We start from the raw sequence: 14563 nt of genomic DNA on the forward strand, positions 1-14563 counted from the left end.
CCCTTTACTGCGCCGCTTTCTCAGTCTTGCCGTCGTACCGCTTACGCCACTCGGCCAAAATCCGGTCACGGTTTTTCGAGGCCCAGGCAAAGTCGTTTTTGATCAAACGCTGCTCATAATCGGCAGGCAATTCGGTCTGCGGCTTGGCAATGCCGGGCTGGGCCAACACAGCAAAGTTCTCTTTGTAGAGTTCCATCGCTTCAGGGCTGGCCGAAAAGTCTGCCAGTTTCTTCGCGGCGTCTTCATGCGGTGTTCCTTTGATCACCGCCGTGGCTTCGATCTCCCAGCCCAGCCCTTCCTTGGGCAACACGATGTCGAGCGGCGCGCCCTGACGCTTGAGCTGCACGGCCGGGTATTCAAACGAAATACCGATCGGAAACTCCCCTGCGGCTGCCAATTTGCAAGGTTTGGAGCCGGAATGAACGTATTGCCCGATGTTCTGGTGCAGATCGTCCATGTACTGCCAGCCCTGCTGCTCACCGAAGGTTTGCAGCCACGCGCTCACGTCCAGAAACCCCGTCCCGGAGGACGCCGGGTTAGGCATCACGATCTTGCCCTTGTATTCAGGCTTGGTCAGGTCTTGCCAGCTCACAGGCTTGGTCAGCCCCTGTTTTTCGGCTTCGATGGTGTTGAAGCAAATCGTCGCGGCCCACACGTCCATCCCCACCCAGCCCGGTGGGTTGGCCGCGTCGCGGTAGTTCGGGCCGATTTTGCCCAAGTCTTTGGGCGCGTAGTGTTGCAGCATCCCTTGCTGGTCGAGGATCGCCAGACTCGACGCCGCCAGCCCCCACACCGCATCGGCCTGTGGACGCGCTTTCTCGGCCAGCAGTTTGGCGGTGATGATGCCCGTCGAGTTGCGCACCCACTTGATGTCCACGTCCGGGTTGGCCTTTTCGAAGGCGCGTTTGTAGGTCTTGAGCTGTTCGGCTTCGAGGGCGGTGTACACCGTCAACTCGGTTTTCGCGGCGAATGCATGGCCGCTCAAAGCCGTGAGGACAGCAGCGACAAGGGCAACAGGCTTGAACATGGTGCGGTTCCTTTGAGGGGGAAGGGGACGGATCATTGCGCCGGGGCGCCCTGACGCCAGGCTTGATAACGGCGCAGCACGCCGCGCGACGCCCAGGCCAGCAGCAGGGAAACACCCGCCGAGGTAAACAAAATCAGGGTCGACATGGCGGCTGCACCGCCCACGTTGCCCGCGTCGTCCATGTTCAGCACGGCCACGGCCGCGAGCAGGGTGTCGGGGCTGTAGAGGAAAATCGCGGCCGACACGGTGGTCATGGCCGACACAAACAGATAACGCACGATGTCCAGCAGCGCCGGAAGGCAGATCGGCACCGTGACCCGCAGGTAATGGCGATACAGCGGGGCCTTGAGCGACAACGCCGCCGCTTCGAACTCGCCATCCAGTTGGCGCAGGGCCGTGGTGGCAGTCATTTGTGCAGTGGTCAAATAATGCGCAATGGTGCACACCACCAGCAGCGTCATGGTTCCGTAAAACACGTGCAGCGGGTTGCCGGTGAGGTTGAAAAAAAACACGTAGCCCAACCCCAACACCAGGCCTGGAACAGCCATGGGCACAAAGCTGAGCATGCGCAAGGCCAGGGTCAGCCCTTTCTGGCCTTTGGTTTTCTCCATCAGGTACGCGCCGGTGAAGATCACAGTGCTGCCGATCAACGCTGTGCACAGCGCCATGGTCAGGCTGTTGCGGTAGGCCAGCCAGCCGCCCCCGGCCGTGTCGTTGAATTGATAGTGGCCGAGCGACAACGACAGGTTGTAAGGCCAAAATTTGACCAGCGACGAATACACCGCCATCCCGAACACCATCAGCAAAACCGCGCAAATCAGCAGCACGATGGCCAGATAGCAGCCGTCACGCACCTTGCCAGGCAACGGTGTGAAGACTTGAGCGCGGCCGCTCATCGCGTCGCCGTGTTGCCTGCGCAACCACGCATCGACGCCGAAGCTGAACAGCGCAGGCAGCAGCAAAACCATGCCGATCAAGGCGCCCCGGCCAAATTGTTGCTGCCCGACCACGGCTTTGTAAGCTTCCAGCGCCAGCACTTGATAATCGCCACCCACCACCACGGGCACGCCAAAATCGGTGATGGTCAGGGTAAACACCAGACAAAACGCCGCAAACACGGCCTGACGCGTTCCGGGCCACGTGATACTGCGAAAGGCTTTGAACGGCCCGGCGCCCATGCTGGACGCGGCATCGAACAGGCGTGCATCGGCCAACGACAGGGCCGAGAGCAAAATCATCAGCGCATGGGGGAAGGTGTAAATCACCTCGCCCAGCACAATCCCCCAAAAGCCATAAATGTTGTCCGAGAGCAGACTGCGCAACATGCCCTGATTCCCAAACAGGTAGACCAGCGCAATCCCTGGCAGCATGGACGGGGCCATCAACGGCAACAGCGACAAGCCGCGCCAGACACGTTTGCCGGGGATCAGGGTGCGTTGCAGCGCGTAGGCAAAGAGATAGGCCAGCGGTACGACAATCACCGCCACGCTCAGCGAAACCTTCAGGCTGTTGCCGAGCAACCAATGGAAGTTGTCACTGACGAGCAGCTCCCGTGCAGCGACCCACCCGCCGCCCTGCCCGTCTTCTGCGCTGAAACCGCGCCAGAAGATCGCCAGCAACGGCATCAGCACCGCGACGCCCAACAGCAGCAGTAACAACAGTTTGCCGCCGACCACGAAAAGCCGGTCGCCCAATTCGGCACGCGACATGCTGCGGGTGTGTTTGCCGGGCAATGGCAACGCCATGTCTGCGGCCATCTCAGGCAAACACCTGCAAACTGGCGGGCGGCAAAGCGACCACAATGTCCTGATGACCAAGGCGCGGCAGGTCGTGGCTGCCCACTTCGGCCATCAGCGCATGGCCTGGCAAATGATTGAGTTCAAGGCTCATGCGGCAGCGGTTGCCCAGGAACGTGATCTCCCGTACGCGGGCCGGGAACAGGTTTTCCTGATGCAGCACCGGGTTGACCGTGATTGCCTCCGGACGGCAAAACAGTCGGCCTGATGCGGCCTGGCTGGCGTCATCCGCCAGTCGCACGTTCAAACCGCCGACCTGCGCCTGGCTGTCGCCGCTGCGCTGGAACGGCAGCCAATTACCTTGCCCGACGAACTCGGCTACAAACGGCGTGGCCGGCGTGTTGTAGATCGCCTGCGGCGTATCGTATTGCTCGACCTTGCCCTGGTTCATCACCGCAATACGGTCGGCCATGAGCATGGCTTCGTCCTGATTGTGGGTGACCATCAGCGTGGTGATGCCAAGCTGGCGCTGCAGTTGACGCAGCTCGGTACACAAATGCTCGCGCACTCTGGCATCGAGGGCCGACATGGGCTCGTCGAGCAACAACAGAGAAGGCGACGGCGCCAGTGCCCGGGCCAGTGCCACACGTTGTTGCTGACCGCCCGAGAGTTGGCCGGGGAATTTTTTCTCGCTGCCACTCAGGCCCACCAGCTCTAACATCTCGCTGACCCGTTTGCGCACCACGTCGCGATTACTGCCCGCCAGCCCGTAGGCGATGTTGGCTTCAACGCTGAGATTGGGAAACAAGGCATAGGACTGAAACAGAATCCCGTAATCCCGCGCTTGAGGTGCGAGGTCGGACACATCGCGACTGCCCAGGTACAACACGCCGCTGTCCTGACGTTCGAGCCCGGCAATGCAACGCAGCAGTGTGGTCTTGCCGCAGCCGGACGGCCCGAGCAGACACACCAGTTCGCCAGCAGCGACCTCCAGCGACACATCCTCCAGCGCGGTGAACGCGCCAAAGCGTTTGCTCACATTGCGCACCTGCATCGGTACGCCGGGTTGGGACACAACGGTTGCGTTGGAGCGGTTCATGGATGCACCTCATCAAGCTGATGAGCGTCATCCTAAAGAGGCAATGCGTACAAGATGTGGCAGCAAGGCAAAAGCTACCGATAGTGGTATTGGCGGATTTGCGCTGAAGGACTTTTCAGCAGCCGGCCATTTCTTGCGCCATCCCCAGAAAGGCCGCTGGCAAACGCGCCGCTTTTCGCTCCTTAAGGCAGTACAGGTATTCGTGAATCACGGGCGCGTTTTCCAGCGTCAGGACTCGCAACTGGGGATCGTGCGGCACTTCCTGACGGGCAATGATGCTGATGCCGATGTTGCGCAAAACGGCTTCACGAATGGACTCGCGACTGCCGATTTCCAGCAACGGACCAACGCCCACCCCTGCACTGGCCAGCAGGTCTTCAGTCAGACGGCGCGTGGTGGACCCTTGCTCGCGCATTAACAGGCAATGCCCGGCCAATGCCGCGAGCGGCACGTGATCCAGCGCGGCCAACGGGTGATTGCGATGCACCGCGAGGACCAGCGGGTCCGAGCCGAGCACGCGGCGTATCAGGCGCGGGTCTTCCAGCAGTTGCGAGGACACCGCAATGTCGACGCGGTATTCCTCCAGCGCCTCCAGGACCTGCTGTGAGTTGCCGATGTCGACCGACACGTCGATCTGCGGCAAACGTTCGCGAAAGGCTTTGACCAGATCGAGGATGTAATACGGCGCCGTCGCGGCGATACGCAGCGCGCCCATACCCTGACCGCTGTTACGCAGGAAGAATTCGATGTCGGCTTCTTGCTGGAGCAACGCCTTGACCATTGGCATCAAGCGCACGCCATCTTCGGTCAAGGTCAGGCGCCGCCCGCCACGGTAGAACAACTCGACGGCGTACTGGCTTTCGAGCTGGCGAATCTGCGTGGTAACCGTCGGCTGGCTGAGCCCGAGCTTTTTCGCGGCCTGAGTCATGCTGCCCAATTGGGCCACCCGGTAAAACGCTTTCAGCTCGGCACTCAGCACTACAGCCTCTCTTGATCTATTTGCGCAACAGGCGCAACCCGTTGAACACCACCAACAGGCTTACGCCCATGTCGGCAAACACGGCCATCCACATGGTGGCCAGACCGAGGAAGGTTACCGCAAGAAAGATGCCTTTGATGACCAGCGCCAACGCGATGTTCTGCTTAAGAATGCTGGACGTTTGACGTGACAGTCGGATGAATGCCGGGATCTTGCGAAGATCGTCGTCCATCAGGGCGACATCGGCTGTTTCTATCGCCGTATCGGTGCCCGCCGCCGCCATGGCGAAGCCGATTTCAGCGCGCGCCAGCGCAGGCGCGTCGTTAATCCCGTCACCGACCATGCCGACGTGGTGGCCTTTGGCATACAGCGCTTCAATAGCTTTCAGTTTGTCATCCGGCAGCAGGTTGCCCTGCGCTTCGTCGATTCCCACTTGAGCGGCAATGGCCTTGGCCGTGTGCGGGTTGTCACCGGTCAGCATCAGGGTTTTGATGCCAAGGGCATGCAACTGCGCGATCGCTTCGCGGCTTGAGGCCTTGACCGTGTCAGCCACGGCAAACAACGCCATAGGCCCCGCGCTGTCGCACAACAAAATCACCGTCTTGCCCTGCTCTTCCAGGGCGAACAGTTTTTCTTCAAGCTCGGGCGAGCACAGGCCCAGTTCTTCCACCATACGGTGGTTGCCCAAGTGATACAGCGTGCCGTCGATTTCGCCGCGCACCCCGCGCCCCGCCAGCGCAGTGAAGTTATCCACAGAGCGCCACGCCAGTTTTTTATCCACAGCCGCATTCGCCACGGCCAGCGACACCGGATGATCGGAGCGCGAGGCCAGGCTGGCGGCCAGCAACACGGCGCTGTCGGCTAATAGCGGGTCCAGCGGCAGGTAATCGGTTTGCACCGGCTTGCCGTGGGTGATGGTTCCGGTTTTATCCAGGGCCAGATAGTCGAGTTTGTGACCGCTTTCGAGGTACACCCCGCCTTTGACCAGAATGCCCTTGCGCGCTGCCGCCGCCAGCCCGCTGACGATGGTGACTGGGGTCGAAATCACCAGCGCGCACGGGCACGCCACCACCAGCAACACCAGCGCACGGTAGATCCAGTCAAACCACAGGTCACCCATGAACAGCGGCGGGATCACGGCCACGGCCAGTGCCAGCAGGAACACCACGGGGGTGTAGATTTTGGCAAAGCTGTCGACGAAGCGTTGAGTCGGCGCGCGAGCGCCCTGGGCTTGTTCCACGGCATGGATGATGCGCGCCAGGGTAGAGTTATTGGCAGCCGCTGTGACACGGTACTCCAACGATCCGGCCTGGTTGATGGTGCCAGCGAAGACTTTATCCCCGACCGTTTTCTCAATCGGCAAGCTCTCACCGGTGATCGGTGCCTGATCGATGGTTGAACGCCCTGAGACCACGTCGCCATCCAGGCCGATGCGCTCGCCGGGGCGTACGCGCACGATGGCATCCAGGGCGATATCTTTGACCTCCAGCACACGCCAGCTGCCGTCTGCCTGCTGCACTGTGGCTTTATCAGGCGCCATTTGCATCAGGCCGCCAATGGCGTTGCGGGCGCGGTCGAGGGATTTGGCTTCGATCAGCTCGGCCACGGTAAACAGGAACATCACCATCGCCGCCTCAGGCCACTGCCCGATCAATACGGCACCGGTAACGGCAATGCTCATCAGCGCATTGATGTTGAGGTTGAGGTTTTTCAGGGCGATCCAGCCCTTCTTGTAGGTGGTCAGACCGCCGCTGAAGATCGACACCAGCGCCACCAGCGCAATCACCCAGGTCGGCGCTGCGTCGGTGAAGTGCAGCACTTCAGCTGCCAACGCACCCACGCCGGACACCGCGAGCGGCCACCCCTGTTTTTTCTCGACAGGCGCAGGCGGGCTATCGCTCCCCGATTCCAAAGGATCGGCTTGCATGCCAAGGGACTTGATTGCGTCGACAATGGGATCGGTAGACGGCAGGTCGTGGGTCACGCCGAGCACGCGGTTAATCAAGTTGAATTCCAGTTGCTGCACACCCGCCAACTTGCCCAGTTTGTTCTGGATAAGCGTTTGCTCGGTCGGGCAGTCCATCGCTTCGATGCGAAAACTGCTCACGCGGGCGCCTGCCGTAGGCGCAGCGCCAAGTTTGATGACGCTAGGACTTTCTGCCGCCGAGCAGCAACTGTGGGCATGGGCCGCAGGCACGTGCTGAGTGCTGTGATCGTGATCGTGATCGTGATCGTGATCGTGATCGTGATCGTGATCGTGATCAGCGTGGGATTTGTGCGGGGTGTGAATGGAATCGCTCATCAGGGTGCGTCCAGAAAAGGTGCTTGTTGCCAAGTAAAGACCCTGTAGCCACTATAGGGTCAAGCGACCTTCGGAGAAACGCGTGATGAAAATCGGTGAACTGGCAAAACTGACCGACTGTCAGGTTGAAACCATCCGTTATTACGAGCGCGAAGGGCTGCTGCCGGCGCCGGCGCGCAGTGAAGGCAATTACCGTTTGTACAACCAGGCGCATGTCGAGCGGCTGACGTTTATTCGCAATTGCCGCAGCCTCGACATGACCCTTGAAGAAATCCGCAGCCTGCTCAGCTTGCGCGATAGCCCGCAGGACCAGTGTGAGAGCGTGAACGCGTTGATTGATGAACACATTCATCACGTCAAGGCGCGAATTGACGGGTTGCTGGCGTTGCAGACACAACTGCTCGACCTGCGCCAACGCTGCAGCGAAGGCGCCGACAAGGACCATTGCGGGATTTTGCAGCAGTTGGAGGTCAGTGGCTCGGTCATGGCGCACGATGGCGAACCCAGCCATGTGGGCAGAAGCCACGGGCATTGATGGGTAAAGTACAGTCAATTAACAAGAAAGCGTCGTTAATTGACTGTTTGTGGAGGTCAAATCAAGTTGAATTCTGCCTGCGTCAGAGTGCTAGCTGACCACCTCAGATTCGGGCTCATGTTGGCCCCAAGAAAAATAAAGTACTGCACTAAAACGCGCTTGCCCACATGGGGCTGGTAGACAACCGGAGGAATAGTGAACGCCATTGATTGGTCTGGGTAGACGGTCATTCTGTGTTGAGAGTCGACCCAAATACCGGAGTCCTGTGTCCAGCGGATCTCCAGCGCGTTATATCGGTGCATGTTGGCAATGGGATCAATAATGACTTTAATGCCATCCGGGTGAGCTGTCGTATCCAGAACACCGTCAACCACACCCATCACCTTCAGGATGGGTTTAGGCCCCAACGATGGCGCGACATACACCAACCTTCCAGGCGAAGGTGTGACTCCCCCCGCTTGTGGCATATGGAAATAGACAATTTCGGATTTCTTCCCTACAAATTTGACAGCCTCGGTGTCAGGCAAGGTGATCAGCACATCCTTATTTTTGCTATCAACACGCACGGGGTCCGATCGATACTCATAAAAATCCTCTGCCGAGAGTACAGTCCAGACCGCCTGAACTTCGTCGCCAACTTCAATCTCTGGTACATCTGTTTCTATTAATACTTTTATTGCATTTCTAAAAAAGGAATGTCCGATCATTTCCTGCGCAATGACCGCTCCCTCGGGTGCAGTGATACCAAAAGAGAATAATCTATCGTCGTAGAGATACAGGACCGCTGGCAGGAATAAACCCGCCTGAACACTTTTACTGCTCGTCCGGGTTTCACGTTTTATAGCGGTGCCAACGTGTTCGCTTGGCCAGAAACCTTCAGTCTTTAATTCATCTTTATGCGTCATGACAGGCTCTCCAGTTGCATAGCAATTGAAGAGCCAAATAAACATGCATCTGCTTTATCAGGAACTGTCACAACTCACAGTTGAATAGACGCTTTCGGTATAGACCCAAGCACCTGTTGTAGCGCCACGTACAACGCTAGGGTTGGACGCGGCGCGGGATTGGGAGTGTGAGTTACACCGCCATCGGCGCGGTCATGGGCGCATGGTGCTCATAACCTTCAAGGCTAAAGTCGCTCGGCTCGATCAGCTCCAGCCACTCGGGCTGGTAAACGCCGGTCTTGGCAAATTCGGGCACGCGCTCCGAAATCACCAGTTTGGGCATCGGGAACGGCTCGCGGGTCAGCTGTTCGTTGAGCATGTCCAGGTGGTTTTCATACACGTGGGCATCGCCGATGAAGTAGGTGAACCAGCGCGGTGTATAACCCGTCAGGCGGCCGATCAGGCTCAGCAACGCAGCACCTTCGGTCAGGTTGAACGGCGTGCCCAGGCCCAGATCGTTGGAGCGAATGTAGAGGCTCAGGGAAATTTCCTTAGTCTCGACGTTCGGGTGGAACTGGTACAGCAGGTGGCACGGCGGCAGCGCCATTTCGTCGAGCTGGGCGCAGTTCCAGCCGTGGAACAGGATACGGCGGCTGCCCGGGTCGTTAATGATAGTGTCGACGCACTGGCGCACCTGATCGATGGCCTTGTACAGCACCACATACGGTTGGCCGTCTTCTTCACCTTCAGCGATCTGCCGGTAGCCCTGGCTCAGGCACAGTTCGATGGCAGCCTGATTGCTGCGCGCGACTTGTTTGTACGCAGGCCATTTGCGCCATTGCACGCCGTAGATTTCGCCAAGGTCGTCTTCACCCTGACGGAACGGGTTGGCCAGCCATTGCGCGTTTTCGTTAGCGTTCTGGTCCCAGACTTTGCAGCCTAGGGCGCGGAAATCCGCTGCACTGTTAACCGGACGCAAAAAGCCGCACATCTCGCCGATGGCCGATTTGAAGGCCATGCGCCGGGTGGTGATGGCCGGGAAGCCTTCCTTGAGGTCGTAGCGCAACATGGCGCCGGGCAGACTGATGGTCTTAACGCCAGTGCGGTTGGCTTGCAGGGTGCCGTTTTTGATGACGTCGGCAACGAGGTCGAGATATTGCTTCATGGTTTTCCTACCGTTTGAATGCAGGACCGCGCAGCCCTGCAATTCGAATTTATTGCGCTGCTTGGCGGGCTGCAGGATCGCGGTGGTAAGCCCACCAGATCAAGAACAGGCCACCGAGAATCATCGGGATGCACAGGATTTGCCCCATCGTCACCCAACCGAACGCCAGATAGCCTAGCTGAGCATCCGGTACGCGGACGAACTCGACGATGAATCGGAAAATACCGTAGAACAGGGCGAACATGCCGGAAACGGCCATGGTCGGGCGCGGTTTGCGCGAGTACAGCCAAAGAATCAGGAAGAGTGCCACACCTTCGAGGGCAAACTGATAAAGCTGCGACGGATGACGCGCCAGTTGTTGCGGATCGGTCGGAAAAATCATCGCCCAAGGCACGTCAGTGGCTTTGCCCCACAGCTCGGCGTTAATAAAGTTACCGATACGCCCGGCCCCCAGACCAATCGGCACCACAGGCGCAATGAAGTCCATGATTTGGAAAAATGACTTGTTGTTGCGCTTGCCGAACCACCAAGTGGCCAGCATCACGCCGATCAGCCCGCCGTGGAACGCCATACCGCCTTTCCACACTTCGAAGATCAGCAGCGGGTTGGCGATGTAGGCGCTCAAGTCGTAGAACAGGACGTAGCCTAAACGGCCGCCGACGATCACGCCCATGGCCACCCAGAACACCAGATCAGAGAGTTTCTCTTTGGTCCAGGTCGGGTCGAAACGGTTCAGGCGGCGCGACAGGATCAGCCACGCGGCGCCAATGCCGATCAGGTACATCAAGCCGTACCAATGGATTTTCAGCGGACCGATGGCCAAGGCCACCGGGTCAATCTGCGGGTAAGGCAGCATTGCGACTCCTTGTTAGATCAGGAAACTCAAACCGACACAGAACAACAGTGCGGCAAACAGCCGTTTCAGCAAGCGCGGCGAAAGTGTGTGGGCCAAACGCGCACCAAAACGGGCGAAAAACATGCTGGTCAGGGCAATCCCGAGCAGCGCCGGCAAATACACAAACCCGAGACTATGCGCGGGCAGGTCGGGGTTGTGCCAGCCAATAATCATGAAACTTAATGCACCTACCAGCGCAATCGGCAGCCCGCAGGCGGCCGACGTGGCCACGGCTTGCTGCATCGGTACACTGCGCCAGCTCAGGAACGGCACGGTCAAGGAGCCACCGCCCACACCAAAAATCGCCGACGCCCAACCAATGACAGTGCCAGCCAGGGTCAGACCGACTTTACCCGGCACCGTTCGGCTGGCTTTGGGTTTGAGTTCAAGCGCCATCTGCACAGCGATGACCAAGGCAAAAACGCCAATGATTTTCTGCAAATGAGGACCGGCGATCGCTTCGGCCGTCAGAGCACCGATACCCGCGCCGATTAAAATGCCCAGCGCCATCCACACAAACAACGGCCAGCGCACCGCGCCTTTGCGGTTGTGTTCACGAATCGAGTTGATTGAGGTAAAGATGATCGTGGCCAATGAAGTGCCCACGGCCAGGTGGGTCAGCACCTCGGGGTTGAAGCCCTGCAACGTAAAACTGAACACCAGCACCGGGACGATGATGATGCCGCCCCCGACCCCGAACAAACCGGCCAATACCCCGGCAAAGCCTCCCAGCACCAGATAGAGCAGAAATTCCATGACGCCCCCCAAATTTGACCCGCATGGTAACGGAGCAAGGGCTTGGGCTCCACACATGGCGCAAGGCGCCTGAGCAATCTATAAGTACAGGGGTTAAAAAAACATTAAGGACTGATCATGTGCTTGATTGTCTTCGCGTGGCGCCCCGGCCATGCACAGCCGCTGGTGGTGGCGGCTAACCGGGATGAGTTCTACGCCCGCCCCGCCAAGCCCCTTGCGCAATGGGCCGATGCGCCGCACGTGTACGCAGGGCGTGACCTGGAGGCTGGCGGCACGTGGCTGGGCATTGGCGCTGACGGCCGCTTTGCGGCGTTGACCAATATTCGCGAGCCGCACAAACCGCCGACACGACGTTCGCGGGGGGATTTAGTGGCGCGTTTTTTATGCGGAAATCAATCGATTTCCGAATTTTTCAACGACATTGGCCGACGATCAGTCGATTACGCAGGCTTCAATTTGCTCGTGGGCACTCGGGACGCGCTGTGGCATTTCAATTCAAAGGTTGTCGCCCCTGAACCCTTGAAGGCCGGTGTTCATGGCCTGTCTAACGCTGGCCTGGACACGCCGTGGCCAAAATTAGTGAAAGCCAAGGCTGCGCTCAGTGAAGTGTTAGACCAGGCTGACCCGCAAGCGCTGCTGGCTATTTTGAAGGATCAACAGACGGCGACGTATAGCGACCTGCCCGATACCGGTGTGGGGCTGGCCACGGAGTTTTTGCTGTCGAGTGTCTTTATTGCCAGCACCACCTATGGCACCCGTGCAAGCACGGCATTGATTGTTAATGCTGACGGTTCCAGGGTGATGGTGGAACACAGCTTCGGGCCCAAGGGCGGGCGCCTGGGGGAAGTCAGGCTGGAGCTGCCCCCACCCTCTCCCTTTGCGAGCGGGCCGGGTGAGGCGCTTTTCAGTACGGTTTGATTGCCGCCGGATTCATCATGCGGGTCAGCCCCATGTTTTTCAGGGCCAGTTGCACGGTGCTGCGAATCACCTGCGGGTTGTCGATGGTCATGACTTCGGCCAACAGCTCCTTGGCGCGACTGAGCTCGACCTGACGGAGCATCCATTTCACTTTCGGCAAGTTGGTGGCGTTCATCGACAGGCTGTCAAAGCCCATCGCCATCAACAGGATCGCCGCCGCCGGATCGCCCGCCATTTCGCCGCAGATGCTCGCAGGCTTGCCTTCGGCGTGGGCGTCGCGCACCACCGATTGCAAGGCTTGAAGCACCGCCGGGTGCAGGTAGTCGTACAAATCGGCAACGCGCGGGTTGTTGCGGTCCACCGCCAGCAAGTATTGAGTCAGGTCGTTGGAACCGACAGACAGGAAATCCACCTGCCTCGCCAGCTCCCTGGTCTGATAGACCGCGGCCGGGATTTCGATCATCACGCCGATGGGTGGCATCGGCACATCGGTGCCTTCATCACGCACTTCGCCCCAGGCACGGTGCAGCAGGTGCAAAGCTTCTTCGAGTTCATGAGTGCCAGAAATCATCGGCAACAAAATACGCAGGTTGTTCAGGCCTTCGCTGGCCTTGAGCATGGCCCGGGCCTGAACCAGAAAGATTTCAGGGTGGTCGAGGGTGACGCGAATCCCGCGCCAGCCGAGGAACGGGTTGTCTTCTTTGATCGGGAAGTACGACAGTGACTTGTCGCCGCCAATGTCCAGGCTGCGCATGGTCACCGGTTGCGGATGGAAGGCGGCAAGTTGCTCGCGATAAATCGCCAGTTGCTCCTTTTCGCTCGGAAAGCGTTGGTTGATCATGAACGGCACTTCGGTGCGGTACAGGCCAACGCCTTCTGCGCCGCGCTGCTGCGCCCGTGCCACATCGGCCAGCAAGCCGGTGTTGACCCACAGCGGCATGCGATGCCCGTCCGGGGTGATGCACGGCAGCTCGCGCAGGGCATCGAGGCCCTGAGACAGCTGACGCTCTTCTTCCACCACGTCGGCATATTGCTTGCGCAGCAGTTCGCTGGGGTTGGTGTAAACCTCGCCGTGGTAACCGTCGACGATCATCTGAATGCCGTCGACCTTGGAATACGGCAGGTCGACCAGGCCCATGACAGTCGGGATACCCATGGCACGGGCGAGGATCGCCACGTGAGAGTTGCCCGAACCGAGTACCGACACCAGACCGGCCAGCTTGCCCTCGGGCACCTCGCCAAGCATGGTCGCCGTCAGCTCTTCACTGACCAGAATCGTGTGATCGGGGTAAACCATGGTTTGTTTATGGTCGTGCTGCAAATAGGCCAGCAGCCGCCGACCCAGGTCGCGCACATCCGATGCCCGCTCGCGCAGGTAATCGTCGTCCATCAATTCGAATCGGTTGACGTGGTCAGTCACCACTTGGCGCAACGCGCCCTGAGCCCACTGACCGGTCTTGATCACATTTTTGACTTCGCTGCCCAGCGACGCGTCGTCGAGCATCATCAAGTAAACGTCGAACAGCGCCTGTTCTTCAGGGCGCAGTTGGGTGGCGAGTTTCTTCGACACGGCACGCATGTCATTGCGCACGCCTTCGAGGGCAGTCTTGAACAGGGCGATTTCCGCCGGGATGTCGGTAATCGCCTTGTCGGGCACCACGTCAAGGTCGGCCGGGGGCAGCATGACCACCGCCGTGCCGACCGCCGCGCCGGGCGAGCCAGGCACGCCGACAAACTTGGCTTCCTGGATGCCCTTGCCCTGACGCCCCAGACCACGAATCGAGCCGGTGGCTTCAGCGTGGGCGATAACCCCGGCCAATTGCGCACTCATCGTCACCAGAAAGGCTTCTTCGCCTTCGTCGAACTGGCGACGCTCCTTTTGCTGGATCACCAGAACGCCGACCACACGCCGGTGGTGGATGATCGGCGCACCCAGGAAGGCGGCATAACGCTCTTCACCGGTCTCGGCGAAGTAACGGTAGCGAGGGTGATCGGCGGCGTTTTCGAGGTTCAGAGGTTCTTCACGGGTGCCCACCAGGCCGACCAGGCCTTCGTTGGGCGCCATGCTGACCTTGCCGATCGAGCGCTTGTTCAAGCCCTCGGTGGCCATCAACACAAAACGGTTGGTCTCTGGATCAAGCAAATAGACCGAGCAGACCTGACTGCCCATGGCCTCTTTGACGCGCAACACAATAATCCCCAACGCCGCCTTGAGATCCTTGGCGGAGTTAACTTCCTGGACGATCTTGCGCAGCGTATTGAGCATG

Annotated in this window: 12 protein-coding genes; 2 read left to right on the top strand and 10 right to left on the bottom strand. The window is 59.3% G+C overall.

The window, feature by feature from the left end; translation table 11 throughout:
- Positions 1 to 4: 4 nt before the first annotated feature.
- From CJF39_RS00640 to CJF39_RS00660, 5 genes are all read right to left on the bottom strand, one after another.
- Positions 5 to 1027 carry a putative 2-aminoethylphosphonate ABC transporter substrate-binding protein gene (locus tag CJF39_RS00640; RefSeq protein WP_094991687.1) on the bottom strand — a complete coding sequence of 341 codons (1023 nt, stop codon included), beginning with the start codon at positions 1025 to 1027 and terminating at the stop codon, positions 5 to 7.
- A 32-nt stretch (positions 1028 to 1059) separates the two neighbouring features.
- Entirely contained in the window at positions 1060 to 2784 is a 1725-nt protein-coding gene (locus tag CJF39_RS00645) for a putative 2-aminoethylphosphonate ABC transporter permease subunit (protein WP_094991688.1), read from the bottom strand.
- A 1-nt stretch (position 2785) separates the two neighbouring features.
- Positions 2786 to 3862, bottom strand: a complete 1077-nt coding sequence (locus CJF39_RS00650) for a putative 2-aminoethylphosphonate ABC transporter ATP-binding protein (protein WP_094991689.1) — start codon at positions 3860 to 3862, stop codon at positions 2786 to 2788.
- Positions 3863 to 3977: 115 nt separating this feature from the next.
- Complete coding sequence (locus tag CJF39_RS00655) at positions 3978 to 4841, bottom strand: LysR family transcriptional regulator (RefSeq protein ID WP_094991690.1); 864 nt, start codon at positions 4839 to 4841, stop codon at positions 3978 to 3980.
- A 16-nt stretch (positions 4842 to 4857) separates the two neighbouring features.
- Positions 4858 to 7143, bottom strand: coding sequence for a heavy metal translocating P-type ATPase (locus tag CJF39_RS00660; RefSeq protein WP_094991691.1), 2286 nt, complete (start codon positions 7141 to 7143; stop codon positions 4858 to 4860).
- 85 nt (positions 7144 to 7228) lie between these two features.
- Between CJF39_RS00660 and cadR the strand changes: the two genes are divergently transcribed.
- Positions 7229 to 7678, top strand: coding sequence for a Cd(II)/Pb(II)-responsive transcriptional regulator (cadR, locus tag CJF39_RS00665; RefSeq protein ID WP_094991692.1), 450 nt, complete (start codon positions 7229 to 7231; stop codon positions 7676 to 7678).
- A gap of 56 nt (positions 7679 to 7734) precedes the next feature.
- Here cadR and CJF39_RS00670 read toward each other — a convergent pair whose 3' ends face one another.
- From CJF39_RS00670 to CJF39_RS00685, 4 genes are all read right to left on the bottom strand, one after another.
- Positions 7735 to 8583, bottom strand: coding sequence for a hypothetical protein (locus tag CJF39_RS00670; RefSeq protein ID WP_094991693.1), 849 nt, complete (start codon positions 8581 to 8583; stop codon positions 7735 to 7737).
- Positions 8584 to 8755: 172 nt separating this feature from the next.
- The gene (locus CJF39_RS00675; protein WP_094991694.1) at positions 8756 to 9727 is read right to left on the bottom strand and encodes a thymidylate synthase; all 972 of its coding nucleotides are present in this window, start codon (positions 9725 to 9727) and stop codon (positions 8756 to 8758) included.
- A 49-nt stretch (positions 9728 to 9776) separates the two neighbouring features.
- Positions 9777 to 10583, bottom strand: a complete 807-nt coding sequence (gene lgt, locus CJF39_RS00680) for a prolipoprotein diacylglyceryl transferase (RefSeq protein WP_070412770.1) — start codon at positions 10581 to 10583, stop codon at positions 9777 to 9779.
- A gap of 12 nt (positions 10584 to 10595) precedes the next feature.
- Positions 10596 to 11378, bottom strand: coding sequence for a sulfite exporter TauE/SafE family protein (locus CJF39_RS00685; RefSeq protein ID WP_070412771.1), 783 nt, complete (start codon positions 11376 to 11378; stop codon positions 10596 to 10598).
- Between the two features lie 117 nt (positions 11379 to 11495).
- On the opposite strand from CJF39_RS00685, the gene CJF39_RS00690 reads away from it, so the two are divergent.
- A complete protein-coding gene (locus CJF39_RS00690; protein WP_094991695.1) occupies positions 11496 to 12296 on the top strand; it encodes an NRDE family protein in 801 nt (266 codons plus the stop codon).
- Here the strand turns inward: CJF39_RS00690 and ptsP are convergent.
- The gene (ptsP, locus tag CJF39_RS00695) at positions 12283 to 14562 is read right to left on the bottom strand and encodes a phosphoenolpyruvate--protein phosphotransferase (protein WP_094991696.1); all 2280 of its coding nucleotides are present in this window, start codon (positions 14560 to 14562) and stop codon (positions 12283 to 12285) included. The two genes, CJF39_RS00690 and ptsP, sit on opposite strands and share 14 nt — an antisense overlap.
- Position 14563 lies beyond the last annotated feature (1 nt).

It is taken from the genome of Pseudomonas lundensis, assembly GCF_002269125.1.
Lineage (GTDB): Bacteria > Pseudomonadota > Gammaproteobacteria > Pseudomonadales > Pseudomonadaceae > Aquipseudomonas > Aquipseudomonas lundensis_A.

Excerpts from the sequence above, each read along its gene's own strand:
- CJF39_RS00640 (WP_094991687.1), bottom strand. The coding sequence starts at position 1,027 with ATGTTCAAGCCTGTTGCCCTTGTCGCTGCTGTCCTCACGGCTTTGAGC.
- CJF39_RS00645 (WP_094991688.1), bottom strand. The coding sequence starts at position 2,784 with ATGGCCGCAGACATGGCGTTGCCATTGCCCGGCAAACACACCCGCAGC.
- CJF39_RS00650 (WP_094991689.1), bottom strand. The coding sequence starts at position 3,862 with ATGAACCGCTCCAACGCAACCGTTGTGTCCCAACCCGGCGTACCGATG.
- CJF39_RS00660 (WP_094991691.1), bottom strand. The coding sequence starts at position 7,143 with ATGAGCGATTCCATTCACACCCCGCACAAATCCCACGCTGATCACGAT.
- cadR (WP_094991692.1), top strand. The coding sequence starts at position 7,229 with ATGAAAATCGGTGAACTGGCAAAACTGACCGACTGTCAGGTTGAAACC.
- CJF39_RS00670 (WP_094991693.1), bottom strand. The coding sequence starts at position 8,583 with ATGACGCATAAAGATGAATTAAAGACTGAAGGTTTCTGGCCAAGCGAA.
- CJF39_RS00675 (WP_094991694.1), bottom strand. The coding sequence starts at position 9,727 with ATGAAGCAATATCTCGACCTCGTTGCCGACGTCATCAAAAACGGCACC.
- lgt (WP_070412770.1), bottom strand. The coding sequence starts at position 10,583 with ATGCTGCCTTACCCGCAGATTGACCCGGTGGCCTTGGCCATCGGTCCG.
- CJF39_RS00685 (WP_070412771.1), bottom strand. The coding sequence starts at position 11,378 with ATGGAATTTCTGCTCTATCTGGTGCTGGGAGGCTTTGCCGGGGTATTG.
- CJF39_RS00690 (WP_094991695.1), top strand. The coding sequence starts at position 11,496 with ATGTGCTTGATTGTCTTCGCGTGGCGCCCCGGCCATGCACAGCCGCTG.
- ptsP (WP_094991696.1), bottom strand. The coding sequence starts at position 14,562 with ATGCTCAATACGCTGCGCAAGATCGTCCAGGAAGTTAACTCCGCCAAG.